The sequence below is a fragment of the Paraburkholderia sp. CNPSo 3272 genome (assembly GCF_024206495.1).
GTDB lineage: Bacteria > Pseudomonadota > Gammaproteobacteria > Burkholderiales > Burkholderiaceae > Paraburkholderia.
In genome coordinates, this window is the sequence record NZ_JAMBPQ010000005.1 from 38,090 (window position 1) to 62,124 (window position 24,035).

A 24,035-nucleotide genomic window follows, 5' to 3' on the forward strand; every position below is an offset into this window, starting at 1 on the left:
AAGCGGAGACTGGATATTGCATCCGGTCTCCGCTTTTAGCATCGAGTTACTCACTATCTGCAACCTGCCTCGGAACGGCGAGCACGGCAAGCGCCGCTGCGAGGCCCGCGCCCGCGAATGCATAGAAGTTCCACGGCAGCGGCGCGCCCGCCTGTGCCAGCGCGCCGCCGATCAGGGGCCCGGCGATTGCGCCGAAACGCCCTATTCCCAGCGCCCAGCCAATGCCCGTCGCCCGGTTGCGGGGCGGATAGTAGCGTGTGATATACGCGCCAAGCAGCATCGTGTTGCCGATCGTGCCCGCGCCGGCAATGCCCACGAGCACATAGGTTTGCAGCGTGCCATGGGCGAACGGCAGCGCGCACAGGCTGGCTGCGGCGAGCAGGTAGAGCACGCTGACCACGCACTTCGAACCCAGGCGGTCGGCCACCGCGCCACCAAGCAGCGAGCCCAAAGCCGCGGTTGAATTGAGCATCACCAGCAATGCAAGGCTCGATCCGAGCGGGAAGCCGGCCTTGCGCATGAGTTGCGGCAGCCAGGTGCTCAGACCGTAGAGCAAAAGCAAGCCCATGAACATCGCGATCCAGAACGCCAGAGTGGCGCGCACGGTGGACGCGTCGAAGAGCGCGCGAATCGGCGCGGCTTTTTCAGCATTCATAGCGTGCACGGCCCGCGCTCCGGTTTCGTTCTCTAGCGCCGAATGTCGAATGCCGAGCGCTTGCGCAACGCTGCGTGCCTCCGCCATGCGCTTTCTCGCCAGCAGGAACTCCAGCGACTCCGGCAAATGGCGCGCCGTGAGCGCCACGAGGATGAGCGGCGCGGCGCCCACGCCGAACAGCAACCGCCAGCCGTGCGTGGGCAACCAGTTCATCGCGAGCAGCGCGACCAGAATGCCGCCCAGCGAATATCCCGTGTAAATCAATGCATAGTTGAAAGAACGGCGCCCGGGCGGCGAGTATTCGACGGTGAGCGCCGCCGCGGTCGGCACGACGCCGCCAAGCCCGAGTCCGCCCACGATCCGTGCGACGACGAACCAGGCTGGCGTGGGCGCGAGCGCGGCGGCCGCCATCATCGCGGAAAAGAGCGCCGCACTGCCGAGCAGCATGCGGCGCCGGCCGATCATGTCGCTGAGCGTGCCCGCGCCCATGGCGCCGATCATCATGCCCGCCAGCGAGCAACTTGCGATCGCGCCCAGCTGCAGCGCCGACAAGGACCAGTCCGTGCCATGCGTGAGCATGGGCAACACCGCCCCGTAAATCGCGACGTCATAGCCTTCGGCAAGGATCATCGCAAGGCAGATCGCGACGACCCGCACCGTCACGCGAGTGGGTATCGCAACGGAAGCGGGATCGAGCCGGTGACCCGCTTCACTTTGCGAGCGTTGCAGCGTGACCTCGGCGCGGCTCGATGACGACATATTCATGGCGGTGTGCCCCTTCTTCTTTTTAAGTGAATCCGGCGATCAAACCGCCATGCACAGGTACTTGATGACGAGATAGTCATCGATGCCGTAGTGCGACCCCTCCCGGCCCAGACCCGATTGCTTCACGCCGCCGAACGGCGCGACTTCGTTCGAGATCAAGCCGGTATTGATGCCCACCATGCCGTATTCGAGCTGCTCGGCCACGCGCCAGATGCGGCCGATATCGCGGCTGTAGAAGTAGGCGGCAAGGCCGAACTCCGTGTCGTTGGCGAGCTTCACGACTTCTTCGTCGCTCGAGAAACGGAACAGCGGCGCGAGCGGGCCGAACGTCTCCTCTCTCGCTACATCCATTTGCGCGGTTACGCCGGTCAGCACCGTGGGCTCGAAAAAGCCATGGCCGAGCGTGTGGCGCTTTCCGCCCGTGGCGAGCGTTGCGCCTTTACCCATTGCATCGGCGATATGCGCTTCGACCTTCCTGACCGCTGCCTCGTTGATGAGCGGTCCGAGCGTGACGCCGCCCTCCGTGCCGTGCCCGACCTTCAGTCCCTTCACGGCCGTCGCGAGCTTCGACGCGAACGCGTCGTAGACGCGCTCATGCACGTAGAAGCGATTCGTGCAGACGCATGTTTGCCCGTTGTTGCGGTACTTCGAGGCGATAGCGCCTTCTACCGCGGCGTCGAGATCGGCGTCGTCGAACACGATGAACGGCGCGTTGCCGCCGAGTTCGAGCGTCACCTTTTTCACCGTGGGCGCGCTTTGCGCCATCAGCAATCGCCCCACCCCCGTCGAACCGGTGAACGAGAGCTTGCGAACCACAGGACTGCTGGTCATTGCGCCGCCAATTGCCTTGGGGTCGCCGGTGACGATGTTGAGCACGCCCTTGGGCACGCCGGCCCGCTCCGCCAGCACCGCCAATGCGAGTGCGGAAAACGGCGTGGCTTCCGCGGGCTTCACGACGATCGGGCAGCCTGCCGCGAGCGCCGGGCCCACCTTGCGGGTGATCATGGCCGTGGGGAAATTCCAGGGCGTGATTGCGGCGCAAACGCCGATCGGCTCCTTGATGACCACGAGCCGCTTGTCCGAAGCGGGTGTGGCGAGCGTGTCGCCCGCCACGCGCTTGCCTTCCTCGGCGAACCATTCGATGAACGACGCGCCATACGTGATCTCGCCTTTCGCTTCCGCGAGCGGCTTGCCCTGTTCCGCGGTCAGGATCAGCGCGAGGTCGTCGGCGTGCTCGATCATCAGTTCGTACCAGCGGCGCATGACTGCCGCACGCTCCTTGGCCGTGCGCGCCCGCCATGCTGGCCACGCGGCATTGGCCGCCTCGATGGCCCGCGCCGTTTCCGCTTCTCCCATCAAAGGAACGCTGCCGAGCGTCGCGCCCGTCGCCGGGTCGAATACGTCGAAGCTCGCGCCCGAGTCGGCGGGGCACCATTGCCCATCGATATAAGCCTGATGGCGCAACAGCGCCGCGTCCTTCAACAGGGTCTTCAATTCCACGTGACTTTCCTTCAATGCATAAAAAGTTGATAGCGCACTCAGGCAGAGCGCACCAATAATCAGTACAGCCAGGCTCCGTTATCCCGCCTGACGCCACGACGCGTGCTCGTGCCCTTCCGCCAGCAGCTTGCGCGCGATCTCGGCCACTCTATCCACGTGCGCAATCGCGGCCTCGCGTGCGCCGGCCGCGTTGCCGGCTTGAATGGCGCTCAGGATGCGGTGCATTTCATCGACGGCCTGGCGGCCGCGGTCATCGGAAGCGATTGTCAGGGCTCGCAAGCGGTTGATGCGCGCCGTCAACGACTGCACGATCTCCCAGGCCACGCGCTTTTGCCCGGCAATGAACATGCGCTCGTAGAAGGCCGTGGTGAGCGCCCTAACCGCCGGATGATCCTGCGCTTCGAAGGCCGCCTGAATCCGGTCGATGAAGCCGGCGAGATCCGCGACGGTGCGCTCGTCCGCAAGCTGTGCGCACGCCATAGCGGCTTCGCCTTCGAGCAGCGCGCGTATTTCGTAGATCTCCGCCGCCGTCTCGAAGTCAAGCACGGCGACGATCGGCCCCTGGTTCGGAATCGAGTCGACCAGACCCTCCGTTTCCAGATGCCGCAAAACTTCCCGCACGACGGTGCGGCTCACGCCGAGAATCTCGCACAGCGAGCGCTCGACCAGCCGCTCGCCTGGATGAAAGTGCGCCTCCAGAATGGCCGTGCGCATTTTTTCGAGGGCGAGCTCCCGCAAGGTGGCCGTGGGGCGTTCGACCCGCAGCGATGGCAGTGCGTCACTCATGACAGCCGCCGTCAAGCTTGCGCGAACAGGCGCACGTCGCGCGCGTCCCAGTCGACGAGCGCCTGGGCGCCGATCATGATGCCGCCGTCGTGGCGATGCGCCGCCGGCATGCGAATCGAGATCTCCTGCTGCCAGGGCGTGGCCACCGCGTAGTGCATAGCGTCGCCGAGATAGGTGACGTCGCGCACGGTCACGGGCAAGCCTGTCGTGCCGTTTGCGCCTTGCAGCGCGCTGAGGCGCATCTGCTCCGGGCGGATCATCAGCGTGCCGTCGTCGCCGGCGGCGAGTGACGGATTGAACGCGCCCGATGCGATTTCAAGGCCATTCGGGAACACGCCGTTCATGCGGCCTTCGCTGGTCTTCGTCACCTTCACGGGCAGGAAATTCGAATTGCCGATGAAGCTCGCAACAAAGCGCGAAGCCGGGTTCGCGTAGAGCTCCTCGCCCGTGCCGACCTGCTCGATGCGGCCTTTGTTGAACACGGCGATGCGGTCGGAGAGACGCAGCGCTTCTTCCTGGTCGTGCGTGACGTAGAGAATCGTCACGCCCGTCTCCTGGTGGATGCGGCGCAATTCGAGCTGGATTTCCTCGCGCAGCTTCTTGTCGAGTGCCGAGAGCGGTTCGTCCATCAGCAGCACGGGCGGATCGTAGGCCAGTGCGCGCGCAATGGCCACGCGTTGTTGTTGGCCGCCCGAGAGCTGCGCGGGCATGCGGTCGCGGCACTCGGACAGATGCACGAGCCTGAGCATCTTTTCCACTTTCGCCTTGACTTCGGCTTCGGGGCGGCGGCGCACGCGCAGCGGAAACGCCACGTTCTCGCCCACCGTGAGATGCGGAAAGAGCGTATAGCGCTGAAACACCATGCCGATGTTGCGCTTGTTGGGCGCCACCGCCAGCAGCGGCTTGCCGTCGAGCAGCACGCGCCCTTCCGTGGGCTCCTGGAAGCCCGCGACGATATAGAGCGTCGTGCTCTTGCCCGACCCCGACGGTCCGAGGAAGGTCATGAATTCGCCCTTGCGCACATCGAGCGACACCTGGTCGATGGCGACGACGTCGTCGTAGGTCTTGCGCAGGCGCTGGATTTGCAGGAAAGCAGTCATGGCTTGTTTACCTCGATTAGCGGCCGCGGCGCACGAGAGCGCCCGCCAGCATCAATAGCGTTGTCAACGCGACGAGCAGCGAAGACGCCGCTGCAACGACAGGCGTGAGGTCCTGGCGCAGCGTGGACCAGATCCGCACGGGCAGCGTCTGCAGCGTCGGGCTCGACATGAAGATGGACACGACCACCTCGTCCCACGAAGCGAGGAACGAGAAGATCGCCGCGGCGTAGAGCCCGAGCCGGATGGCCGGCAGCGTGACCTTCAGCTTCACCATCAGCGGCGAGGCGCCGCAAATGAGCGCTGCGTCTTCCAGCGACGTGTCGAAGCTCACGAGCGAATTGCTGATCGAGATGATCGAGAACGGCAAGGCGATGATCAGGTGGCCGATCACGAAGCCCGACATCGTGCCGTTCATGCCTATGCGCAGAACGAACGCATAGAGCGCGACGGCGAGCACCACGACCGGCAGTACCATCGGCGTGATGAAGAAGGCCTGCACCGCGCTGCGCCCGCGAAACTTGCCGCGTACGAGCGCAAGCGAAGCGAGAAAGCCGATGGCGACGGAGAGCACCGTGACGATCACGGCGAGCTTCGCGCTCGTGAGCAGCGAGTCGATCCAGCCCGGATCGGTGAAGAGCTGCCGGTACCACTCGAGCGTCCAGCCCGGCGCTGGAAAGATGAGCCACTGCGAGTCGCCGAAAGAAAGCGCGACGATAAAGACAATGGGCAGCAGGAGAAAGAGCGCGACGGCCCCGCCCACGGCCAGCAACATCCAGCGCAGCGCGCCCAGGCGATCGAAATCGAGCAACATGTCAGCGCCCTCCGAGACTTGCGCGCGCGTTGCGCGTAAAGCGCAGTTGCAGCGCATAGAGCGAGAGCGTCACGGCGAGCAGCACGAATGCGGCGGCGCCGGCGAGGCCCCAGTTCAGGAGTTCCTGCACGAGCTGTGCAATGAGTTCCGCGAGCATCATGTACGAGGGGCCGCCAAGCAGCGCGGGCGTGACGAAGTAGCCCAGCGCCATCACGAACACCATGAGCGCGCCCGAGGCGACGCCCGGCATGGCGAGCGGCACGAGAATGCGCCAGAACGCCTGCCAGCGGCTCGCACCGCACACGGCGGCAGCGCGCAGCGTCGACGGGTCGATGCTGCGCAGCGTGGCGTGCAGCGGCATCACGAGAAACGGCAGCATGATGTAGGTCATGCCGATCGTGACTCCCGTCAAGTTGTTGACGAGCGAGAGCGGCTCATGGATCACGCCGATCCCCATCAGCATGCGGTTGATCGGTCCCGTTTCCTGCAGCAGCACCATCCAGGCGAAGGTCCGTGCGAGCAGGTTGGTCCACATCGACAGCAGCAGGATCGCGAAGAACACGGCGCTGATCTTGCGCGGCGCGATGGCGAGCAGCCACGCCATCGGAAAGCCCACGAGCAGCGTGACGAGCGTCACGACCGTCGCCACGAGAAACGTATTGCCGAACACGCGCAAATACGTGGTCGAGCCGAGCAATTGCTGGTAGTTGTGCAAGCCCGGCGTCGGCTCGAGCACGCTGCGCAACAGCAGCGAGAGCACCGGCAGCAGGAAGAAGATCACGAGCAGCAGCATGGCGGGCGCCAGCAGCCGCATGCTGCGCCAGTCGCGCCGTTTGCGCGTGGCCGTCGCGGCCGGGTGCGCGACGGTACTCAATACGTTGGGCATGATGTTTCCTTTTGAACCGGTTCGCGACGTCGGGACTCGCTTACTTCGATTGCCACGCGTACCAGCGCTTCGCAATCGCATCGCGGTTCTCGGCCCAGTACTTCATGTCGAGATTGATCTGCGAGGCCTTGTATTGATCGGGCAGCGTCTTCGCCATGGCCGGCGACATCAGCGCGGCCGACTTCACGTTGATCGGCGCGTAACCCGTATCGGCCGCGAATTTGGCCTGCGCCTGCGGGCTCGTCGCTGCGGCGAGATACTTCATCGCCGCGTCGCGGTGTTTGGCGCCCTTCGGGATCACGAGCATGTCGGCGGCGGTGAGGTTCTCATTCCACGAAATGCCGACGGGCACGCCGGTTTGCGCGAGCGCGTGCAGGCGGCCGTTCCAGAACATGCCGATCGGCGCCTCGCCCGAAGCGAGCAACTGCTGCGACTGGGCGCCGCCGCTCCACCACACGATGTCGCTCTTGATCGTGTCGAGTTTCTTGAACGCGCGGTCGAGGTCGAGCGGATAGAGATTGTTGGGCGGCACGCCGTCGGCGAGCAGCGCGATTTCGAGCACGCCCGGCGCCGACCACTTGTAGAACGTGCGCTTGCCCGGGAAGCGCTTGGTGTCGAAGAGATCCGCCCAGGCTTGCGGCTGCGCGCCCGTGTATTTCGCCTTGTTGTAGCCGAGCACGAACGAGTAATAGAAGCTGCCCACAGCGGCCTGCGACGCGAAGCGGGGGTCCAGCTCGTCCTTTTTCACCACCGAATAGTCGATCGGCTCGATCAGCCCGGCCTTCTGCGCGGCATAGGCGAAGTCGCCCTCCACGTCCACGACGTCCCAGCTCACGTTGCCGCTGTCGACCATCGCCTTGAGCTTGCCGTAGTCGGTCGGGCCGTCCATCAGCACGGTGATGCCGCTCGCCTGCGTGAACGGCTGCGCCCAATCCTTCTGTTGCGACGATTGCGTGGTGCCGCCCCAGCTCGTGAAGACGATGGGGTCCGCGGCCAGTGCCGGTGCTGCGGCGAGTGTCGCTGCGCACGCAATGAACATCGGCGCGATAAACGAGGTGCTTCTGCTGCTCATGGCTATCTCCGGGGATACGGTTGGTTGTCGCTTCGTCAGGCCGGCTGCGGGAAGACCCGTCGGCTTCTTCATGGTTGTGTTCGGTGCCGTGCCATCAATGCGCGAGGGCGAGCGGCTGCACGGTGCCGGCTTCGCTGTCGCCCACGTAAATGCCGAATGCGTCCTGCTTGCGTTCGCGCACATACCGTTCGAGCATCGAGCGCACGGCGTCGTCGCTCAATTCGTCCCAGGGGATCTGCGAGAGCGGCACGATGCGGATGCTGCTGTCGAGCCAGGGCGAGCCGCTGTGAATCACGCGGCCGCGGTAATAGATGTGCTCGCCCGGCCCTTTGCCGCTGCCGTCTTCGAACACGGCGAACAGAAAGTCGAGATGCGCGCGCAGGCCGAGCTTCGCGAGCACGCCGCGCAGGCTCGCCGCGTCGCTGGCCGGTTCGAGCTTGATGCCCGTCGGCAACGCCACGCCATCGGGCGTGTCGATCAGCACGAGGCCGTCGCGATGCTCGAGAATCGCGCCCACTTTCGCGCGCACACCGGCTGCGGCCAGCGCATCCTGCGAGAGGCTGAAGTTCACGTATGCGCCGCGGCAGTAGCCAAGCGGCGTCGAACTCGTTTGCACGAAGTCCACCACGCGGCCGATCAGGATGATGTGGTCGCCCGCGTCCACGACTTCATGCGTCGTGCAGTCGAAGCTCGCCGCCGCGCCGTCCATCACCGGCGCGCCCGTTTTGCGCGTGCTCCAGGGCACTTGCGCGAACTTGTCGGCGGCCTTCGAGGCGAACACGCCCGAAACTTGCTGCTGGTCTTCGGCGAGCACGCTCACCGCGAAGCGGCGCGTTTGCGAGAACACCGCATAGCTCGACGCCGTCTTCGCGATGCACACCAGGATGAGCGGCGGGTCGAGCGAAACCGAGGTGAACGAGTTGGCCGTGAAGCCGCGCGGCGAGCCGTCGGGCTGGATCGTCGTGACGACGGTCACGCCCGTCACGAACGCGCCCAGCGCGCGGCGAAATTCGGCGCTATCGAAAGCCGGTTGCGCGGGTTGGGCAGTCATCGGCTCAGCCATGGCGTTCTCCTGTGTTTGCTGCGGTATTGGCTGCATGCGTCGCCGACGCAACGGCCAGGAACGCGAGCAGGCTTGCGTTGACGCGTTCAGGGTCGGTGACGTTCATCATGTGGCGTGCGTTCGCAATGACTTCGGCGCGGGCGCGTGGCGCGACAGCCGCCATCGCGTGCGACATCTGTCCGCTCGAATTCGGATCGCACTCGCCGGTGAGGAAGAGCGCCGGCACCGCAAGACTCGCGAGACGCCCCACGTGCGCGTCGTCGGAAGACGCGAAAAGACGGTACGTGCGCGCGTAGCCCACAGGATCGACAGCGAGGAGCAGCGCACGCACCGCCTGCGCCGCCTGGGTCAGATGCCCCGGAATCGGGTCGCCGAACCAGCGCGAGAGCGTCGCGTCGACGCCGCTTGCGGCAGGCGCTTCGCCGAGACTCGCCGCGCGCGTCATCACCGCTTCGCGCTGCGCCGGCGTGCGGTCGTAGACCGCGTTCAGCGCGACCACGCTCAACGTGCGCGGCGCGTTGAGCAGCGCGAATTCGAGCGCGACGAGCGCGCCCATCGAATGCCCCACCACGTGCGCGCGCTCGACCTGGATGGCATCGAGCAGCGACTCGAGCTGCGCGGCGTATTCGTCGAGCGTGGGCTGTGCGCTCGGCAGCGCGCTCTCGCCGTGACCCAGCATGTCGTAGGCGACGACGCGAAACGATTCGGACAACGCATCGATCTGCGGCGCCCACACGCTCTGGTTCATGCCTACGCCATGGATCAGCACCACGGTTTCGCACGCTGCTGCCGATTGCGGCGCGTACACGCTGTAACACGTGCCCGCGGTTCGACCGCGCTGGACGCGCGGGTCGGCATGTTCTGGGGCGAAAGCAGGCTTCATGGAATTCAGGCTCCATCCGACGATTCGGGCGATGCGGAAAGTCGCCGGAGATCGTGTTCGATGAGATTATGGTATGCCATCTTATGGCCCACAACAATGCACTGCGTATTATGGAATACCATGAGATCGCCGATGGGGGCGCTGGCACGCTATGGGCCGCGTCCGATCTAACTGAATTAAGCAGACAAAAGAAAAGGCCGCCGGCGAGTGCCGACGGCCCTTTTAGATCCTAAGTGGGTGAAGGCCTCAGGCGTCGCCGAGACCTTCGTTCTGCTGGGCGAGCGCCGAGAGCGCCAGTTCGGAGACCCGCTTGATATGCGCGAACGACGCCGCGGAGGCCGCTTCGCCGTCGCGCCGCTCGATGGCGTCGAGCAGCAGGTTCATTTCGCGGTTGGAGTCGCCGCCGCGCCCCGGCATCGCAATGGTCAACGCGCGCAAGCGGTTGATGCGCGCGTTTAGCGTCTTGACGACCGTGAGCGACACCTGCTTGTTGGCGGCTTCGAACAGCGTTTCATAGAAGCGCTCGGTGTGCTCCACCACGCGCGGCAGGTCGCGCTTCTCGAAGGCATCCTCGATGACCGCGCGGATCGCGCGCAGCCGCTGCACGACTTCGGGCGTGGCGTTCTCGGCGCAGGCCCGGGCAGCGTTGGCTTCGAGCAGGCCGCGCAACTCGTAGATCTCGCCCACTTGCGTGGGGTCGAGCCGCGCCACGATCGGCCCCTGCCGCGCGACGATCTCGACCAGCCCTTCGGTCTCGAGATGGCGGAGCACCTCGCGCACCACTGTGCGGCTCACGCCAAGCTCGTCGCACAACGTGCGTTCGACGAGCCGCGTGCCTGGCCGGAAATACCCCTGGACTATCGCGCCGCGCAGTTTGTCGAGCGTGAGTTCACGCAGGGTCTTGGCATTGCGGTCGATTTTGAGGTCTTGCATAGGCGGCAACAGGAGAAGGACGAAAGCCCGCGCACAAGGGCGCGGACATGGAATGCCATATTATGACGCAACTGACGTTCAGCTTTCCTTCTGCCTGCGCCTTCGCGCCCGCTTTTACGACCAGCCCCAACTGCCTGTTCAGCCCTCCAGCCCCTCGACGATCGTGATCTGCGCCACGCAATGCCCATCGCGCTTCGCCTTGGCCGTCTGATATTCCGGCGAGCGGTAGCAGTCGAGCGCCGTTTGCATGTCAGGGAACTGGATCACGACGTGCCGCGCGAACGACTCGCCTTCCAGCACCTGCGCAGCGCCGCCACGCGCGAGAAATACGGCGCCGAACTTTTTGAACGCCAGGGGCGCGATGTCCGTGTAGTCCTTGTACTTCGCGGCATCCAGCACGGTGACATGTGCAATCCAGTATGCAGTCATCTCTCCTCCTCGTTTTTCATCGTCGGATTCATCTAGAAAAAGCGGCAATCCCCTGGCAGACGGGGTTCACAGTGAGCTATCGGGTTAACACTCATGGCATGCCGTAACATGGTATACCAAAATGCTTCACACAATCAACGTACGAAGGAAGTTGCCATGAGCCTGATTCGCAAATCCATCCTCCATGTCGAGAACGTCTTCGTAGACGGCGACAAGGCCGCTGCGAAGCCGCTGAAAATGATCGGCGCGGTCGCGGTGATCAAGAACCCGTGGGCGGGCCGCGGTTACGTGGAAGACCTCTCGCCCGAGATTCGCGCAATCGCGCCGCAACTGAGCGAGCACCTCACGAAGCTCATCATCGACGAAGCCGGTTCGGGCGAAGCGGTCGAAGCGTTCGGCAAGAGCGCCATCGTGGGTCTTGCGGGCGAACTGGAGCATGCGTCCGCGCTCATCCACACCCTGCACTTCGGCAATATCTATCGCTCGGCGGTGGGCGCGAAGTCGTATCTCGCGTTCAACAACACGCGTGGCCCGGCCAATGCGCCGCTGCTCATCCCGATGATGGACAAGAACGACGAAGGCCGCCGCTCGCACTATCTCACGCTCCAGTTCTCGATTGCCGATGCACCGGCCGCCGACGAACTCGTGGTCGCTATTGGCGCCGCAACGGGTGGCCGCCCGCATCACCGCATTGGCGATCGCTACAAAGACCTCGCAGAGCTCGGAAATGACGTCAAGAACCCTGCAGCTGTCAAATAAGCGCGTCGCGCACTATCTGGAGCAAGGCGCGGGCGAACCGCTCGTGCTGATTCACGGCGTGGGCATGCAGGCGAGCGCGTGGTATCCGCAGATCGAAGACCTCTCGGCCGAATTCCGCGTGATCTCGGTCGACATGCCGGGCCACGGTCGAAGCGATGCGCTCGAAGCGGGCGCCGGCTTGCCGCAGTTCGTTGAGTGGGCAACCAGTTTCGTCGAGGCGCTGCACGTGGGTCCCGTCAATCTGGCGGGGCACTCGATGGGTTCGTTGATCGCGGCTGGCGTCGCGGTCACGCGTCCCGATCTGGTCAAGCGTGTGGCAGTCCTGAACGGTGTGTACCGGCGTACCGAAGCGGCGCGCGAAGCCGTGCTGCAGCGCGCCGCCGAGTTGCGCTCGGGCACCATCGACGTGGATACGCCGCTGCGGCGCTGGTTCAACGCAGACGAAGCGCAGCAAGTGGCGGCGCAAAAGGTCGAGTCGTGGCTGAAGTCGGTGAAGCTCGCGGGCTATGCCACGGCCTATACGGCGTTTGCGGGCGGCGACGATGTGTACGCCGACGGCTGGCACACGATTCGCTGCCCTGCTCTCGTCCTGACCGGCGCCGACGATCCGAACTCGACGCCGGAGATGGCAAGACAGATGGCGCAGGCCGCGCACAACGGCACGGCCGTGGTGATCGAAAACGAGCGCCACATGGTGAACCTCACCGCGCCCGACGAAGTCAATCGCGCGCTGCGTGCCTGGTTGCAGACGGAGCCGCATGCGGAAAACCACGAAGTGGAAGTGTGAAATGAGCCAAGACACGAGCCAGGTAGTTAACCCGCAAGCCGCGAAGATCAACACGCGCGAGCTGCGCGACGCGTTCGGCGCGTTCATGACGGGCGTGACGATCGTGACGACCGCGACGGACGAGGGCAAGCCGCTCGGCTTCACCGCCAATTCGTTTTCGTCCGTTTCGCTCGACCCCGCTCTGCTGCTGGTGAGCATCGCGAAAACGTCGAACAATTACCAGACGTTTGCGACTGCGGGCCACTTCGCCATCAACATCCTCGCGGAAGGACAAAAGGATTTGTCCAACACGTTCGCGCGGCCGAGCGACGACCGCTTCGCCAGTGTGAACTGGCAATTGAGCGCCAACCGCAACCCGCTCATTGGCGACGTCAGCGCCTGGTTCGACTGCACGACGCACGCCGTGATCGACGCGGGCGACCACGCGCTGATCGTCGGCCGGGTCGAGGCGTTTCATTCCGCGGGGTTCGCTGGCCTCGGCTACTATCGCGGCGGTTATTTCACGCCGGCCAGGGTATCGGCGGAAGTCATCGCGGGTCCGAAAGTCATCGTGAGCGCGATCATCGCGCGCGAGGACAAGGTGCTGCTCGTGAAAAACGCAGACGGCAAATGGGGCCTGCCTTCGAAAGAGATCGGCAAGGAAGGCGCCGACAAGGCGCTCGCCGAGATCTTCACGAAGTACCAGCCCGATGCATCGGCAAGCTTCATCTATTCGGTCTACAACAATACCGAAACCCATTACCAGTACATCTCGTTCCTGTGCAGCGCGCCGGATGAACTCGCCGCAGCGGGCGACGCCTCGGCACAATTCGTTAGTCTGGAAGACGTGCAAACGCAAGCGTTCCAGGACAGCGCACTTGCCAGCATGCTCCAGCGCTACCGCAAGGAAAGCGAACTGAAGAGCTACGGGATGTACTTCGGCGACCATAGCAACGGCACAGTCCGCCCGCTTCATTCCTGAAAGGTTCCATCATGCGATTCTCACTTTTCGTTCACATGGAGCGCGTCTCCGATCAGACCAGTCAGAAGCAGTTGTATGACGAAATGATCGAGCTGTGCCAGATCGCCGATCGCGGCGGCATGCATGCGATCTGGACCGGCGAGCACCACGCCATGGACTTCACAATCGCGCCCAATCCGTTCCTCAACATCGCGGACCTCGCAAACAAGACGAAGAACGTGAGGCTCGGCACGGGCACGGTCATTGCGCCCTTCTGGCACCCGATCAAGCTCGCCGGCGAAGCCGCGATGACCGACATCATCTCGAACGGCCGTCTGGATCTGGGCATTGCACGAGGCGCATACTCGTTCGAGTACGAACGCCTGATGCCGGGGCTCGACGCGTGGGGCGCGGGCCAACGCATGCGCGAACTCATTCCGGCCGTGAAAAAGCTGTGGGAAGGCGATTACGCGCACGAAGGCGAGTTCTGGAAATTCCCCGCGACCACGTCGTCGCCGTTGCCTTTGCAGCGCCCGCATCCGCCGATCTGGGTGGCCGCGCGCGACCCGAACAGCCACGAATTCGCCGTGTCCAACGGTTGCAACGTGCAGGTCACGCCGCTGCATTTCGGCGACGAAGAAGTCGAGAAGCTCGTCGGCCACTTCAACGCCGCGTGCGAGAAGTTCAGCAACGTGCCGCGCCCGCAAATCATGTTGCTGCGCCATACGTACGTGGCGAGCAGCGAGGACGACGCGCAGGTCGCAGCCGACGAAGTGAACACGTTCTACAACTACTTCGGCGCGTGGTTCAAGAACGAGCGCCCCGTGAGCCGCGGCATGATCAAGCCGCTCACGAAGGAAGAGATCGCGGCTCACCCGTTCTACACGCCCGAGGCGATGCGAAAGAACAATGTCATCGGCACGCCCGAGGAAGTGATCGGGCGTCTGCGGGCCTACGAGAAACTCGGCTTCGACGAGTACTCGTTCTGGATCGATACCGGCATGAGCTTCGAGCGCAAGAAGGCGTCACTCGAGCGCATGATCAACGACGTCATGCCTGCATTCAGGTAAGGGGCGGATTCCATGGATTTTCATTTTCAGCTGTATATCGACGGCCAGTTCGAACCGGGCGCCGCGACCTTCGACAGCGTGAACCCGGCCACGGGCAAAGTGTGGGCGCAAATGCCCGAAGCGCGCACGGAGCAGGTCAACCGCGCCGTCGAGGCGGCCAACCGCGCGCTGACCGATTCCGCGTGGGCCGGCCTCACCGCCTCGGCTCGCGGAAAGCTGCTGCACAAGCTGGCCGGGCTCGTCGAGAAGGCTGCGCCGCGACTCGCTGAAATTGAAACGAACGACACCGGCAAGATCATTCGCGAGACGTCGAGCCAGATCGCCTATGTGGCCGAGTACTACCGCTACTACGCGGGGATCGCCGACAAGATCGAGGGTAGCCACATCCCGGTCGACAAGCCGGACATGCAGGTCTGGCTCGAACGGCAGCCCGTCGGCGTGGTCGCCGCCATCGTTCCATGGAACAGCCAGTTGTTCCTTTCCGCCGTGAAGCTCGGGCCGGCGCTAGCCGCCGGGTGCACGGTCGTGCTGAAGGCTTCCGAGGAAGCGCCCGGCCCGCTGCTCGAATTTGCGAGGCTCGTGCACGAGGCAGGATTTCCGCCGGGCGTCGTCAACGTGATCACCGGCTTTGGGCCGGAATGCGGCGCGGTGCTCAGCGGCCATCCCACGGTGGACAAGATCGCCTTCACGGGCGGCCCCGAAACCGCCCGGCATATCGTCAGGAACTCCTCGAACAATCTGGCCAAGGTCTCGCTTGAACTGGGCGGCAAGTCGCCGTTCATCGTGTTCGCCGACACCGATATTCAGAGCGCGGTGAATGCGCAAGTCGCGGCGATTTTCGCGGCAAGCGGCCAAAGCTGCGTGGCGGGCTCGCGTCTCTTGATCGAGGCGTCCGTCAAGGACGCGTTCCTCACGTTGCTTGTTGAACGCGTCTCGCGCATCCGCGTCGGTTCGCCCAACGAGATGACGACGGAATACGGGCCGCTCTGCACCGAACGGCAACTGCGCAACATCGAGAAGATCGTCGCGAGTTCTGTGGACCAGGGGGCCAAGGTGCTCGCCGGCGGCAAGGCGCTGGAGCGCGACGGCTACTACTACGCGCCCACGATCCTCGACTGCTCGGGCGTGAGCAACGCCGACAGCATCACGACGGAGTTGTTCGGCCCCGTGCTTTCGGTGGATACGTTCACTTCCGAACAGGACGCCATCGAGAAGGCGAACAGCACCGCTTACGGACTCGCCGCGGGCATCTTCACCACCAACCTCACGCGCGCGCATCGCGTTTCGCGGCGCGTGCGCTCGGGCATCGTCTGGATCAACACCTATCGGGCGGTGTCGCCGCTCGTGCCGTTTGGCGGCTTCGGGCTCTCCGGGCACGGCCGCGAGGGCGGCATGGCTGCCGCGCTCGAATACACGACAACGAAGTCCGTGTGGCTGCGCACCTCGGACGAGCCGATCAGCGACCCCTTCGTGATGCGCTGATCCGTTCCCCACTGCACCGCTTCAAAGCCGTTCCAAAGCCGCTTCAAAGCCGTTCAAGGCCATGCCGCGCCACCTTCGTGGCGTGGCTCGGCCTGTGCAATAAAGATGGAGACACTATGAAAAACCCGGCGAACGACAACAGCGTTCTGACCATTGAAAGCAACTCGATCGAGTATGTCGCTCCCGAGCATCGGCATGGCAAGCCAGTCGATCTCTTCACGTTGTGGTTCTGCACGAATGTCGCGCCGCTTGCCGTGATATCCGGCGCGACTTCGGTGCTGGTCTTTCACCTCGACGTGATGAGCGCGATTCTCGCCATCGTCGCCGGGCAATTCTTCGGCGCGATTTTCCACGCCCTCACCTCTGCGCAAGGCCCGCTCGTCGGCGTGCCGCAGATGATTCAAAGCCGCGCGCAATTCGGCCGCTATGGCTCGCTGCTCGTGGTCAGCTTCACCACGCTGATCTATCTCGGCTTCTTCGTCTCGAACATCATCCTCGCGGGCAAAACGCTTCACACCGCCGCGCCTGCAGTGCCCGTTCCGGTTGGCACCGTGCTCGGCGCGATCCTGGCGACGCTCGTCGGCGTGATCGGTTACCACTTCATCCACCGCTTCAACAAGGTAGGCGCGTGGTTCATGGGCGGCGCGCTCCTGATCGGCATGATCATAATGGCGCCCGGCCTCAACGCGCAAATCCTGCAGCAGGGCCATTTCGACGTGTCGAACTGGTTCGCGATGTTCGGGCTTTGCGCGGTTTGGCAAATCAGCTTCGCACCCTACACGTCCGATTATTCGCGCTACTTGCCGACCTCAGCGGGCTTTGCGAAGACCTTCGCGTTCACGTATTTCGGCACCTCGCTCGGCACGATCTTCGCGTTTCTCTTTGGCGTGCTCGCGGTCAGCACCGGTCATTCCACCGACGCCATGCAAGCCATCCGCACGCAAACGGGCCTGTTCGGCTATGCGCTGATCTTCCTCTTCCTGGTCAACATTATTGGCCACAACGGCATGAATCTGTATGGCGGAGTGCTGTCGTTCATTACCGCCGCGCAGACCTTCCGCCCCGACTGGGTGCCGGGCCGCACCGTGCGCATCGTCTTTTCGAGCGCGCTGCTGGTCGCCCCTACCGTCACGGCGTTGTGGGCCTCGAGCAATTTCATCGCGATCTTCCTGACTGCGATCTTTGCCATGCGCATCGTGCTCGCGCCGTGGGTCGCGATCAATCTGGTCGACTTCTATCTGATCAACAACCGGCGCTATCGCGTCGCGGAAATCGTGAGCAGCCACGGCGGCGTGTATGGCTCCTTCAACTTCAAGGCCATCGCCATTTACCTCTTCGGCATTGCGGTGCAGGTGCCGTTCATGGCGGAGAGCTTTTTCCACGGCCCGCTGGCGTCGATCGTCGGCGACGCCGATATCTCGTGGATGGTTGGCCTCGTCGCGACTGCGCTGACCTACTACCTGTTCGCCTCGAAAGGCGCTGCGCGCTCGTCCCGGCGGTCGCCGGCAGGGGCTGCGGTTTCTGAGTGAAGTGCGCCGCAAACGCGCAAAACAAAAAGGAAGAGCCTCGGCTCTTCCTTTCTCCCAGCGCATGACTCGCACCAATATCAATCAGTTGTAAAGCACCGCCGCGATCTTCGGGTCGTTCATATTGGTCTTGTCGTACCAGTAAAAGCCCGTGTCGATTTTCTTGGGCAGTGTTTCGCCCTTCAACGCCTTCGCCGCGGAATCGACGACACACTTGCCGATACCGACCGGGTTCTGCGTAATCGCGCCCGCCATCAGGCCGGACATGATGGCCTCCTTCTGCTCCTTGCCCGAGTCGAAGCCAATCAGCACCAGCTTCTTGCCCGACTCCTTCACGCCGATCGCCGCGCCTTCCGCCGAGCCTTCATTCGCGCCGAAAATGCCCTTGAGGTTCGGGTTCGCCTGAATCATGGCCTTGGCGATTTCCGCCGACTTCAGGTGGTCGCCCGCGCCGTACTGCACGGAAACGATCTTGATGCCCGTGTGCTTCGTCTTCATCTCGTTGAGGAAGCCGTCGCGCCGGTCGATACCCGTGCGGCTCGTCTGGTCATGCACGATCACGCCGACTTCGCCGGAATTGCCGATCATCTCCGCCATCTTGTCGGCGGCGAGCGCGGCGGCGGCGAGGTTGTCCGTGGCGCAGGTCGTGAGCGGAATATCGCTGTCGACGCCCGAGTCGAACGCGATCACAGGGATCTTGCTGGATTGCGCGCGTTTGAGCAGCGGAACGGCGGCCTTGCTGTCGAGCGCGGCGATGCCGAGCGCCTGCGGTTTCTTGGCGAGCGCGGCCGAAAGCATGTCGATCTGCTTGTCGACCATGGCCTCGGTTTCAGGGCCTTCGAATGTGATCCTGACGTTGTTCGCCGTCGCCGACTGTTCCGCGCCGGACTTCACGGCCTGCCAGAACTGATGCTGAAAGCCCTTCGAAATGATCGGAATGTAGGGTTCCTCAGCGTAGGCCAAGCTGGATGCGCCCACGAGCGCGCCCACTCCGATTACGGCACTGATCAGTTTTCTTTTCAACATGACATTTCTCCTCCTAAGGTGGGCCATAGACCTCCAGCCGTTGAGGGAGCCTTGTTTTACTCCCCGTTCTTCCGTGCTTCTTTCGTCTCCTGATTTAACGCTTCTTGCGGCGCAGGATATCCGCGTAAACCGCGAGGATGATGATGAGACCGGTCACCACGATCTGCCATTCCTGCGCCACCGACATGATGCGCAAGCCGTTGGTCAGCACGCTCATGATGAACGCGCCAATGATGGTGCCGAGTATCGTGCCCGAGCCGCCGCTCAGCGACGTGCCGCCGATCACCACCGCCGCGATGGCTTCCAGCTCGTAGCCCTGGCCAAGCGCCGGTTGCGCCGAGTTCAGACGCGAAGCGATCAAGAGCCCTGCGATGCCGCAAATCGCGCCGCCAAGACCATAAATCGCAATCTTCCAGCGATCGACGTTCACGCCGGAAAGCCGCACGGCCTCTTCGTTGCTGCCGAGCGCGAACGTATAGCGCCCGAGCGCCGTGCGGTTCAGCGTGATCGAACTCACAATGGCGAGCACGAACAGGATCAGCACGGCGTTCGGTACGGGCACGCTGGGCAAAAAATAGCCGATCAGCGAGTCCTGCGAAATCATGTAGAAGTTTTCGGTGTCGGTGAAATAGATCGGCTTGTCGGAAGAAACGACGAGCGAGAGCCCCTTGAGCAGCAGCATCATGCCGAGCGTGGCGATGAACGGGGGGATCTTCATCTTCGCCGTGAGTGTGCCCGAAATGGTTCCGCACACCGCCCCCGTGCCGATTGCGGCGAGCACGCCGATCCACATGGGCAAATGCCAGTAGGTCAAAAACACGCCGCAAATCACCGCCGTAAAGGTCATCAGCGTGCCGACCGACAAATCGATGCCGCCCGTAATGATGACGAACGTGCTGGCAATGGCGAGCACGCCGTTCACGGCGGTTGCCTGCAAAATGCCGAGGATGTTGTCCATCTGCATGAAGGCAGGCGAAGCGAAGCTGAAAAAGATCAGCAGCAGGATCAGGCTGGCGAACGCGAGCATTTTCTGCAGCGCAGTGGGCGAGAAAATCCGCGCCTTCAGGCCGGACGACCGTTTCTGGTCGGCCAGCGCCGCAGTATCCGATTGCATAGTCATGGATTCGACCTCTTGAGGCTCATGCCGCTTGCAGGGTTTCGCGCTCGGTCGCGAGATGCATGATGCGCTCCTGGGTCGCCTCGCTGGCGGAGAGTTCGCCAGTGATACGGCCTTCGCACATCACTACGATCCGGTCGCTCATGCGCAGGATTTCCGGAAGTTCCGACGAGATCATCACGATCGCCTTGCCTTGTTCGGCGAGCGCCCGCAACAGCTTGTAGATCTCGCTCTTCGCGCCCACGTCGATGCCGCGCGTGGGCTCGTCGAAGAAGAGCACGTCGCAGTCGCGCTCGAGCCACTTCGCAATGACGATCTTCTGCTGGTTGCCGCCCGACAGCAGACGCACCGGCTGCGTGGCGGAAGGCGTGCGAATGGCGAGCAGACTGATGAAATGCGCCGCCGTCTTGCGAATCTGCACGCGGCGCAGAAACATGTTCACCGAAAGGAATTTGCCGAGATTGGACATCACGATGTTCGATTCGACGTCCATGCCGGTCGCGAGACCAAAGCGCTTGCGGTCCTCGGAGAGATACCCGATGCTGTGCGCGACCGCGTCGCTCGGCGTCTTGATCGATACCTTCGCGCCTTTCACGAAGATGTCGCCGGACTCGACCGGGTCCGCGCCGAACACAGCGCGCGCGACCTCGGTGCGGCCCGCGCCCATCAGTCCCGCAAAGCCCAGTATTTCGCCTTTGCGCAGCGTGAAGCTCACATCCCTCACGAGCGGGCCCGCATTCAGATGCTTCACTTCGAGCGCGACTTCGCCCTGGTGCGCCGGCCCCTGATACGGTGCGACATCGGCGAGCGTTCTGCCGACCATCATGCCGATGATGGCTTGCACGCTCGTATCGGCGGCGGTGACGGTGGCGACGTACTCGCCATCGCGCAGCACGGTGACGCGATCGGCAATCTGCTTGAGCTCATCCATCTTGTGCGAAATGTAGACAATGCCCACGCCCCGCTCTTTCAACTGCCGAATGATGCGGAAAAGCTCGGCGATTTCCGCGTCGTTGAGCGCGGAAGTCGGCTCGTCCATGATGAGCACGCGCGAATCGAACGACAGCGCCTTGGCGATCTCGACCATCTGCTGGCTTGCCACCGTGAGCGAACCCACCACGGTGCGCGGGTCGAGGTGCACGTGCATGCGGGCGAGAATCTCGCGCGCCTGCGCATTGAGCTTGTCTTCGTCGAGAAAGAGCCCGAGGCGCCCGCGCGGTTCGCGGCCGATGAACATGTTCTGCGCGACGGTCAAATGATTCATCAGCTGGAGTTCCTGATGAATGATGCCGACACCCACGGCCTGTGCCTCGCCCGGACTCTCGAACGCGACAGGCTTGCCATCGTAGAGAATGTCGCCCGAATCTCGCGTATACACGCCAGCGAGAATCTTCATCAAGGTCGACTTGCCCGCGCCGTTCTCTCCCATCAGCGCGTGCACCTCGCCTGCCATGAGCTCGAATTGCACTTCGTGAAGCGCTCTCACGCCGGGAAAGCTCTTGCTCAGCTTGTTGACGGAAATGAGCGGCGTCATGGCGCTAATCCGCGAAGAAAAGCCAGACACATTACCGGGGCCTCTTGATTGCGTGCGCGGCGTGGCTTGCAGCGCTGCACGAAGGTGGTTGAAGGACGGGCGTTGCTCGACGTAAGACTAAGGTGTTCAAGGTGCAAAGAGATCCGGCCGTTCTTTCGCGGACCGGCGCAATTCCTCGATCACCTGATCGAGATGGTCGTGCATCGCTTTGGCTGCGGCGTCGGCACGGCCGGCGCGAATGGCTTCGAAAATGCGTTCGTGCTCCTCGAGCGTGTGCACGAGACGCTCGGGACTCGCCAGCAGTTGCCTCGCGCGGTCCAGCGCGTTGCGCGACACCGCGACGATCTCTTTCACGCGCGGCAGGTTCACCGCGTCGAGCAGGATTTCATGAAACGCCAGATCGAGCTCATGAAACTCGAGACGCTGGCCATTGCCGGCGATCTTGCGCTGCTCGTCGAGATTGGCGGCCAAGGCGTCGATTGTGGCGCGGTCCTTCATGCGCGCGACGCCGCGCACCGTTTCGACTTCAAGCGCGCTGCGAATGAACAGATGCTGGCGAATATCGTCGAGCGCGATCGGCTTGACCCGCGTGCCGCGCTGCGGCAAAACCTCGACGAGACCCGCATGCGCGAGCTTCGCCAGCGCGGCGGAAACCGGAAAGCGCGACACGCCCATGCGTTCGCAGACCGCCATCTTGTCGATCATCATTCCGGGTTCCAGCGCGAGCGTCACGATCGCTTCTCTCAGCGCATGCTCGACGGCATCGGTCAGGCTGCCGCGCTCGCCGCCTCTAATCTTTTGCAGTGCGACATAAGGATTGCCGGCAACACTCGCGACTTCGGTTGAAGAGTTCACGGCGCGCTTGATTTTGAGAAGACATGCTAGCATGCTAGGTAGCAGATTCAGCGTTGTCAACGCGTGCAAACGCCTGGTTTTCCCTACCCGAAAGCCATCCCTTCCAGAGGGAGTTCGAATGACCACGATCAGCAAACTGTCCGTTCGCGATATCCGCTTTCCCACTTCGCGTTCGCTCGACGGTTCCGACGCCATGAACGCCGCGCCGGACTACTCCGCCACTTACGTCACGCTCGAAACCGATTCCCCAGACGAATTCACAGGGCACGGCCTCACGTTCACCATCGGGCGCGGCAATGAAATCTGCGTGACGGCGGTCAATGCGCTGGCGCCGCTCATCGTCGGCAAGCGGCTCGAAGACATTACCGCGAACATGGGCGCATTCTGGCGCGTATTCACTTCGGATAGCCAATTGCGCTGGATCGGGCCTGACAAGGGCGCGATTCATCTGGCTACGGCGGCTGTCGTCAATGCGGTGTGGGACCTGTGGGCCAAATCGGTTGGCAAGCCCGTATGGAAACTGCTCGCGGACATGAGCCCCGAAGAACTCGTGCGCTGCCTCGATTTTCGCTACGTGACCGATGCGATCACGCCTTACGAAGCATTGGCCATCCTGCACCGCCACACGAAGACCAAGGGCGCACGGGAAGCTGAAATGCTCGCGCAGGGCTATCCCGCCTATACGACTTCGGCTGGCTGGTTGGGCTACGACGACGACAAGATCCGGCGCCTCGCGCGGGAAGGCGTCGCGCTGGGCTGGACGCATTTCAAGCAGAAAGTGGGCGGCAATCTCGACGAAGACGTGCGGCGCGCGCGCATACTGCGCGAGGAAATCGGCGAGAACCTGAAGCTGATGATGGACGCCAACCAGGTGTGGGACGTCGACCAGGCGGTGGCGAACATGCGGCGGCTAGCGGAGTTCGATCCGTGGTGGATCGAGGAGCCGACGAGCCCAGACGATATTCTCGGACATGCGGAGATACGCCGGCGTTTGGGGTCGATTGGGGTGGCCACGGGCGAACACTGCCACAATCGCGTGATGTTCAAGCAGTTGTTGCAGGCGCAGGCGATCGACTTTTGTCAAGTGGATGCCTGTCGGTTAGGTGGCCTTAACGAAGTGATCGTCGTGTTGCTGATGGCGGCGAAGTTCGGCATACCCGTTTGTCCCCACGCGGGCGGCGTTGGGCTGTGTGAGTACGTGCAGCATATTTCTCTGTTCGATTATTTGTGTGTTTCGGCTTCGCTCGAGAATCGCGTGCTTGAGTATGTTGATCATTTGCATGAGCATTTTGTTGATCCTGTTGTGATCCGGAATGGGCGGTATATGCCGCCTCAGCGGCCTGGTTATAGCATTGAGATGATTGCGGAATCGCTCGATAAGTATGACTTCCCTGCGGGGGAGGCATGGCGGGGTTAAGGGCCGCTTTGCGTTTTCCTTGTTTTCGCGGTGGTATGCAGGCGTTGTCCCTGTGCGCGGCGGCACCTGCTCTTCTATTGACCGTCAAAACGGGGAATGTGCGCCACCGCACGTTCTCGCGCGACTCCGGCGCACGTCGTCGCGCTTGCCCGCCTACTCTGCAGCAACCGGCTTTCACTTCCCACGCTCGCCAGTCAGGAGCCATTCGACCCATGCACGAAACAAGCCATATTGTTCGCGCGTTCATTGAGGAAGTCCTGAATCAAGGGCAGCTCGACGCCGCTGAGCGGTTTTTCTGGGAGGACATGGTCGAGCAGGCGCCGTTCCCTGGCCAGGGTCCCGGTATCGAGGGACTCAAGGATGTCGTGCGTGGGATGCGAGCCGCGTTCCCGGACATGCATTGGCGCGTCGAGGAACAACTCGCAGACGGCGACCGCGTGCTGACCCGCTTCGAGTGGACAGGCACGCACAGGGGAGCGTTCCTCGGCGTGGACGCGACGGGGCGCTCCGTCAAGGTATGGGGCATGGTCATCGACCGCTTTCAGGACGCCAGGATCAAGGAAACCCGCCTCATCATGGACACGCTCGGGTTGATGATCCAGCTAGGCGGGGTTCCTCCACCGGGCCAGTGAAACCGCG

The 24,035-nt window shown here is 63.2% G+C and carries 23 protein-coding genes; 8 read left to right on the forward strand and 15 right to left on the reverse strand.

The genetic code is table 11. The annotated features are described in order from the left end of the window. Positions 1-46: 46 nt before the first annotated feature. From M3I53_RS08070 to M3I53_RS08120, 11 genes are all read right to left on the reverse strand, one after another. The gene (locus M3I53_RS08070) at positions 47-1,420 is read right to left on the reverse strand and encodes an MFS transporter (protein ID WP_254315435.1); all 1,374 of its coding nucleotides are present in this window, start codon (positions 1,418-1,420) and stop codon (positions 47-49) included. Positions 1,421-1,459: 39 nt separating this feature from the next. Continuing rightward, positions 1,460-2,920, reverse strand: coding sequence for an NAD-dependent succinate-semialdehyde dehydrogenase (locus M3I53_RS08075; RefSeq protein WP_254315436.1), 1,461 nt, complete (start codon positions 2,918-2,920; stop codon positions 1,460-1,462). A gap of 78 nt (positions 2,921-2,998) precedes the next feature. Beyond that, on the reverse strand, positions 2,999-3,706 hold the full coding sequence (locus M3I53_RS08080; protein ID WP_254315437.1) for a GntR family transcriptional regulator: 708 nt from the start codon (positions 3,704-3,706) through the stop codon (positions 2,999-3,001). Between the two features lie 11 nt (positions 3,707-3,717). Then, the gene (locus M3I53_RS08085; RefSeq protein WP_254315438.1) at positions 3,718-4,806 is read right to left on the reverse strand and encodes an ABC transporter ATP-binding protein; all 1,089 of its coding nucleotides are present in this window, start codon (positions 4,804-4,806) and stop codon (positions 3,718-3,720) included. A gap of 16 nt (positions 4,807-4,822) precedes the next feature. Next, entirely contained in the window at positions 4,823-5,617 is a 795-nt protein-coding gene (locus M3I53_RS08090; RefSeq protein ID WP_254315439.1) for an ABC transporter permease, read from the reverse strand. A 1-nt stretch (position 5,618) separates the two neighbouring features. Beyond that, the gene (locus tag M3I53_RS08095) at positions 5,619-6,503 is read right to left on the reverse strand and encodes an ABC transporter permease (RefSeq protein WP_254315440.1); all 885 of its coding nucleotides are present in this window, start codon (positions 6,501-6,503) and stop codon (positions 5,619-5,621) included. Positions 6,504-6,543: 40 nt separating this feature from the next. After that, on the reverse strand, positions 6,544-7,575 hold the full coding sequence (locus tag M3I53_RS08100) for a polyamine ABC transporter substrate-binding protein (protein ID WP_254315441.1): 1,032 nt from the start codon (positions 7,573-7,575) through the stop codon (positions 6,544-6,546). Between the two features lie 94 nt (positions 7,576-7,669). Further along, positions 7,670-8,638 (reverse strand): flavin reductase, encoded by a 969-nt coding sequence (locus M3I53_RS08105; RefSeq protein WP_254315442.1) that lies wholly within the window; start codon positions 8,636-8,638, stop codon positions 7,670-7,672. Then, positions 8,631-9,521, reverse strand: coding sequence for an alpha/beta fold hydrolase (locus tag M3I53_RS08110; protein ID WP_254315443.1), 891 nt, complete (start codon positions 9,519-9,521; stop codon positions 8,631-8,633). The genes M3I53_RS08105 and M3I53_RS08110 overlap by 8 nt, the downstream gene beginning before the upstream one ends. 246 nt (positions 9,522-9,767) lie before the next feature. Next, the gene (locus tag M3I53_RS08115; RefSeq protein WP_254315444.1) at positions 9,768-10,454 is read right to left on the reverse strand and encodes a GntR family transcriptional regulator; all 687 of its coding nucleotides are present in this window, start codon (positions 10,452-10,454) and stop codon (positions 9,768-9,770) included. Between the two features lie 138 nt (positions 10,455-10,592). After that, positions 10,593-10,883 carry a DUF1330 domain-containing protein gene (locus M3I53_RS08120; protein WP_254315445.1) on the reverse strand — a complete coding sequence of 97 codons (291 nt, stop codon included), beginning with the start codon at positions 10,881-10,883 and terminating at the stop codon, positions 10,593-10,595. Between the two features lie 156 nt (positions 10,884-11,039). On the opposite strand from M3I53_RS08120, the gene M3I53_RS08125 reads away from it, so the two are divergent. The 6 genes from M3I53_RS08125 to M3I53_RS08150 all read left to right on the forward strand — a co-directional run bounded on the left by M3I53_RS08125 (position 11,040) and on the right by M3I53_RS08150 (position 17,450). After that, the gene (locus M3I53_RS08125; RefSeq protein ID WP_254315446.1) at positions 11,040-11,642 is read left to right on the forward strand and encodes an amino acid synthesis family protein; all 603 of its coding nucleotides are present in this window, start codon (positions 11,040-11,042) and stop codon (positions 11,640-11,642) included. Then, the gene (locus M3I53_RS08130; RefSeq protein WP_254315447.1) at positions 11,611-12,429 is read left to right on the forward strand and encodes an alpha/beta fold hydrolase; all 819 of its coding nucleotides are present in this window, start codon (positions 11,611-11,613) and stop codon (positions 12,427-12,429) included. The genes M3I53_RS08125 and M3I53_RS08130 overlap by 32 nt, the downstream gene beginning before the upstream one ends. 1 nt (position 12,430) lies before the next feature. Further along, a complete protein-coding gene (locus M3I53_RS08135) occupies positions 12,431-13,390 on the forward strand; it encodes a flavin reductase (protein WP_254315448.1) in 960 nt (319 codons plus the stop codon). 11 nt (positions 13,391-13,401) lie between these two features. Then, on the forward strand, positions 13,402-14,439 hold the full coding sequence (locus M3I53_RS08140; RefSeq protein WP_254315449.1) for an LLM class flavin-dependent oxidoreductase: 1,038 nt from the start codon (positions 13,402-13,404) through the stop codon (positions 14,437-14,439). Positions 14,440-14,451: 12 nt separating this feature from the next. Further along, positions 14,452-15,921, forward strand: a complete 1,470-nt coding sequence (locus tag M3I53_RS08145; RefSeq protein WP_254315450.1) for an aldehyde dehydrogenase — start codon at positions 14,452-14,454, stop codon at positions 15,919-15,921. A 116-nt stretch (positions 15,922-16,037) separates the two neighbouring features. After that, a complete protein-coding gene (locus M3I53_RS08150; protein WP_254315451.1) occupies positions 16,038-17,450 on the forward strand; it encodes a cytosine permease in 1,413 nt (470 codons plus the stop codon). Positions 17,451-17,531: 81 nt separating this feature from the next. Here M3I53_RS08150 and M3I53_RS08155 read toward each other — a convergent pair whose 3' ends face one another. The 4 genes from M3I53_RS08155 to M3I53_RS08170 all read right to left on the reverse strand — a co-directional run bounded on the left by M3I53_RS08155 (position 17,532) and on the right by M3I53_RS08170 (position 22,012). Next, entirely contained in the window at positions 17,532-18,473 is a 942-nt protein-coding gene (locus M3I53_RS08155) for an ABC transporter substrate-binding protein (RefSeq protein ID WP_254315452.1), read from the reverse strand. A 94-nt stretch (positions 18,474-18,567) separates the two neighbouring features. After that, on the reverse strand, positions 18,568-19,593 hold the full coding sequence (locus tag M3I53_RS08160; protein WP_254315453.1) for an ABC transporter permease: 1,026 nt from the start codon (positions 19,591-19,593) through the stop codon (positions 18,568-18,570). A 19-nt stretch (positions 19,594-19,612) separates the two neighbouring features. Beyond that, positions 19,613-21,124 (reverse strand): sugar ABC transporter ATP-binding protein, encoded by a 1,512-nt coding sequence (locus M3I53_RS08165; RefSeq protein WP_254315454.1) that lies wholly within the window; start codon positions 21,122-21,124, stop codon positions 19,613-19,615. Between the two features lie 126 nt (positions 21,125-21,250). Then, complete coding sequence (locus M3I53_RS08170; RefSeq protein WP_254315455.1) at positions 21,251-22,012, reverse strand: GntR family transcriptional regulator; 762 nt, start codon at positions 22,010-22,012, stop codon at positions 21,251-21,253. A gap of 85 nt (positions 22,013-22,097) precedes the next feature. On the opposite strand from M3I53_RS08170, the gene M3I53_RS08175 reads away from it, so the two are divergent. Both M3I53_RS08175 and M3I53_RS08180 read left to right on the forward strand, forming a co-directional pair. Then, positions 22,098-23,396 carry an L-fuconate dehydratase gene (locus M3I53_RS08175; RefSeq protein WP_254315456.1) on the forward strand — a complete coding sequence of 433 codons (1,299 nt, stop codon included), beginning with the start codon at positions 22,098-22,100 and terminating at the stop codon, positions 23,394-23,396. A 212-nt stretch (positions 23,397-23,608) separates the two neighbouring features. After that, the gene (locus M3I53_RS08180) at positions 23,609-24,028 is read left to right on the forward strand and encodes an ester cyclase (RefSeq protein WP_254315457.1); all 420 of its coding nucleotides are present in this window, start codon (positions 23,609-23,611) and stop codon (positions 24,026-24,028) included. Positions 24,029-24,035 lie beyond the last annotated feature (7 nt).

Excerpts from the sequence above, each read along its gene's own strand:
- M3I53_RS08070 (WP_254315435.1), bottom strand. The coding sequence starts at position 1,420 with ATGAATATGTCGTCATCGAGCCGCGCCGAGGTCACGCTGCAACGCTCG.
- M3I53_RS08080 (WP_254315437.1), bottom strand. The coding sequence starts at position 3,706 with ATGAGTGACGCACTGCCATCGCTGCGGGTCGAACGCCCCACGGCCACC.
- M3I53_RS08085 (WP_254315438.1), bottom strand. The coding sequence starts at position 4,806 with ATGACTGCTTTCCTGCAAATCCAGCGCCTGCGCAAGACCTACGACGAC.
- M3I53_RS08090 (WP_254315439.1), bottom strand. The coding sequence starts at position 5,617 with ATGTTGCTCGATTTCGATCGCCTGGGCGCGCTGCGCTGGATGTTGCTG.
- M3I53_RS08095 (WP_254315440.1), bottom strand. The coding sequence starts at position 6,503 with ATGCCCAACGTATTGAGTACCGTCGCGCACCCGGCCGCGACGGCCACG.
- M3I53_RS08100 (WP_254315441.1), bottom strand. The coding sequence starts at position 7,575 with ATGAGCAGCAGAAGCACCTCGTTTATCGCGCCGATGTTCATTGCGTGC.
- M3I53_RS08105 (WP_254315442.1), bottom strand. The coding sequence starts at position 8,638 with ATGGCTGAGCCGATGACTGCCCAACCCGCGCAACCGGCTTTCGATAGC.
- M3I53_RS08110 (WP_254315443.1), bottom strand. The coding sequence starts at position 9,521 with ATGAAGCCTGCTTTCGCCCCAGAACATGCCGACCCGCGCGTCCAGCGC.
- M3I53_RS08115 (WP_254315444.1), bottom strand. The coding sequence starts at position 10,454 with ATGCAAGACCTCAAAATCGACCGCAATGCCAAGACCCTGCGTGAACTC.
- M3I53_RS08120 (WP_254315445.1), bottom strand. The coding sequence starts at position 10,883 with ATGACTGCATACTGGATTGCACATGTCACCGTGCTGGATGCCGCGAAG.
- M3I53_RS08125 (WP_254315446.1), top strand. The coding sequence starts at position 11,040 with ATGAGCCTGATTCGCAAATCCATCCTCCATGTCGAGAACGTCTTCGTA.
- M3I53_RS08130 (WP_254315447.1), top strand. The coding sequence starts at position 11,611 with ATGACGTCAAGAACCCTGCAGCTGTCAAATAAGCGCGTCGCGCACTAT.
- M3I53_RS08135 (WP_254315448.1), top strand. The coding sequence starts at position 12,431 with ATGAGCCAAGACACGAGCCAGGTAGTTAACCCGCAAGCCGCGAAGATC.
- M3I53_RS08140 (WP_254315449.1), top strand. The coding sequence starts at position 13,402 with ATGCGATTCTCACTTTTCGTTCACATGGAGCGCGTCTCCGATCAGACC.
- M3I53_RS08145 (WP_254315450.1), top strand. The coding sequence starts at position 14,452 with ATGGATTTTCATTTTCAGCTGTATATCGACGGCCAGTTCGAACCGGGC.
- M3I53_RS08150 (WP_254315451.1), top strand. The coding sequence starts at position 16,038 with ATGAAAAACCCGGCGAACGACAACAGCGTTCTGACCATTGAAAGCAAC.
- M3I53_RS08155 (WP_254315452.1), bottom strand. The coding sequence starts at position 18,473 with ATGTTGAAAAGAAAACTGATCAGTGCCGTAATCGGAGTGGGCGCGCTC.
- M3I53_RS08160 (WP_254315453.1), bottom strand. The coding sequence starts at position 19,593 with ATGACTATGCAATCGGATACTGCGGCGCTGGCCGACCAGAAACGGTCG.
- M3I53_RS08165 (WP_254315454.1), bottom strand. The coding sequence starts at position 21,124 with ATGACGCCGCTCATTTCCGTCAACAAGCTGAGCAAGAGCTTTCCCGGC.
- M3I53_RS08170 (WP_254315455.1), bottom strand. The coding sequence starts at position 22,012 with ATGCTAGCATGTCTTCTCAAAATCAAGCGCGCCGTGAACTCTTCAACC.
- M3I53_RS08175 (WP_254315456.1), top strand. The coding sequence starts at position 22,098 with ATGACCACGATCAGCAAACTGTCCGTTCGCGATATCCGCTTTCCCACT.
- M3I53_RS08180 (WP_254315457.1), top strand. The coding sequence starts at position 23,609 with ATGCACGAAACAAGCCATATTGTTCGCGCGTTCATTGAGGAAGTCCTG.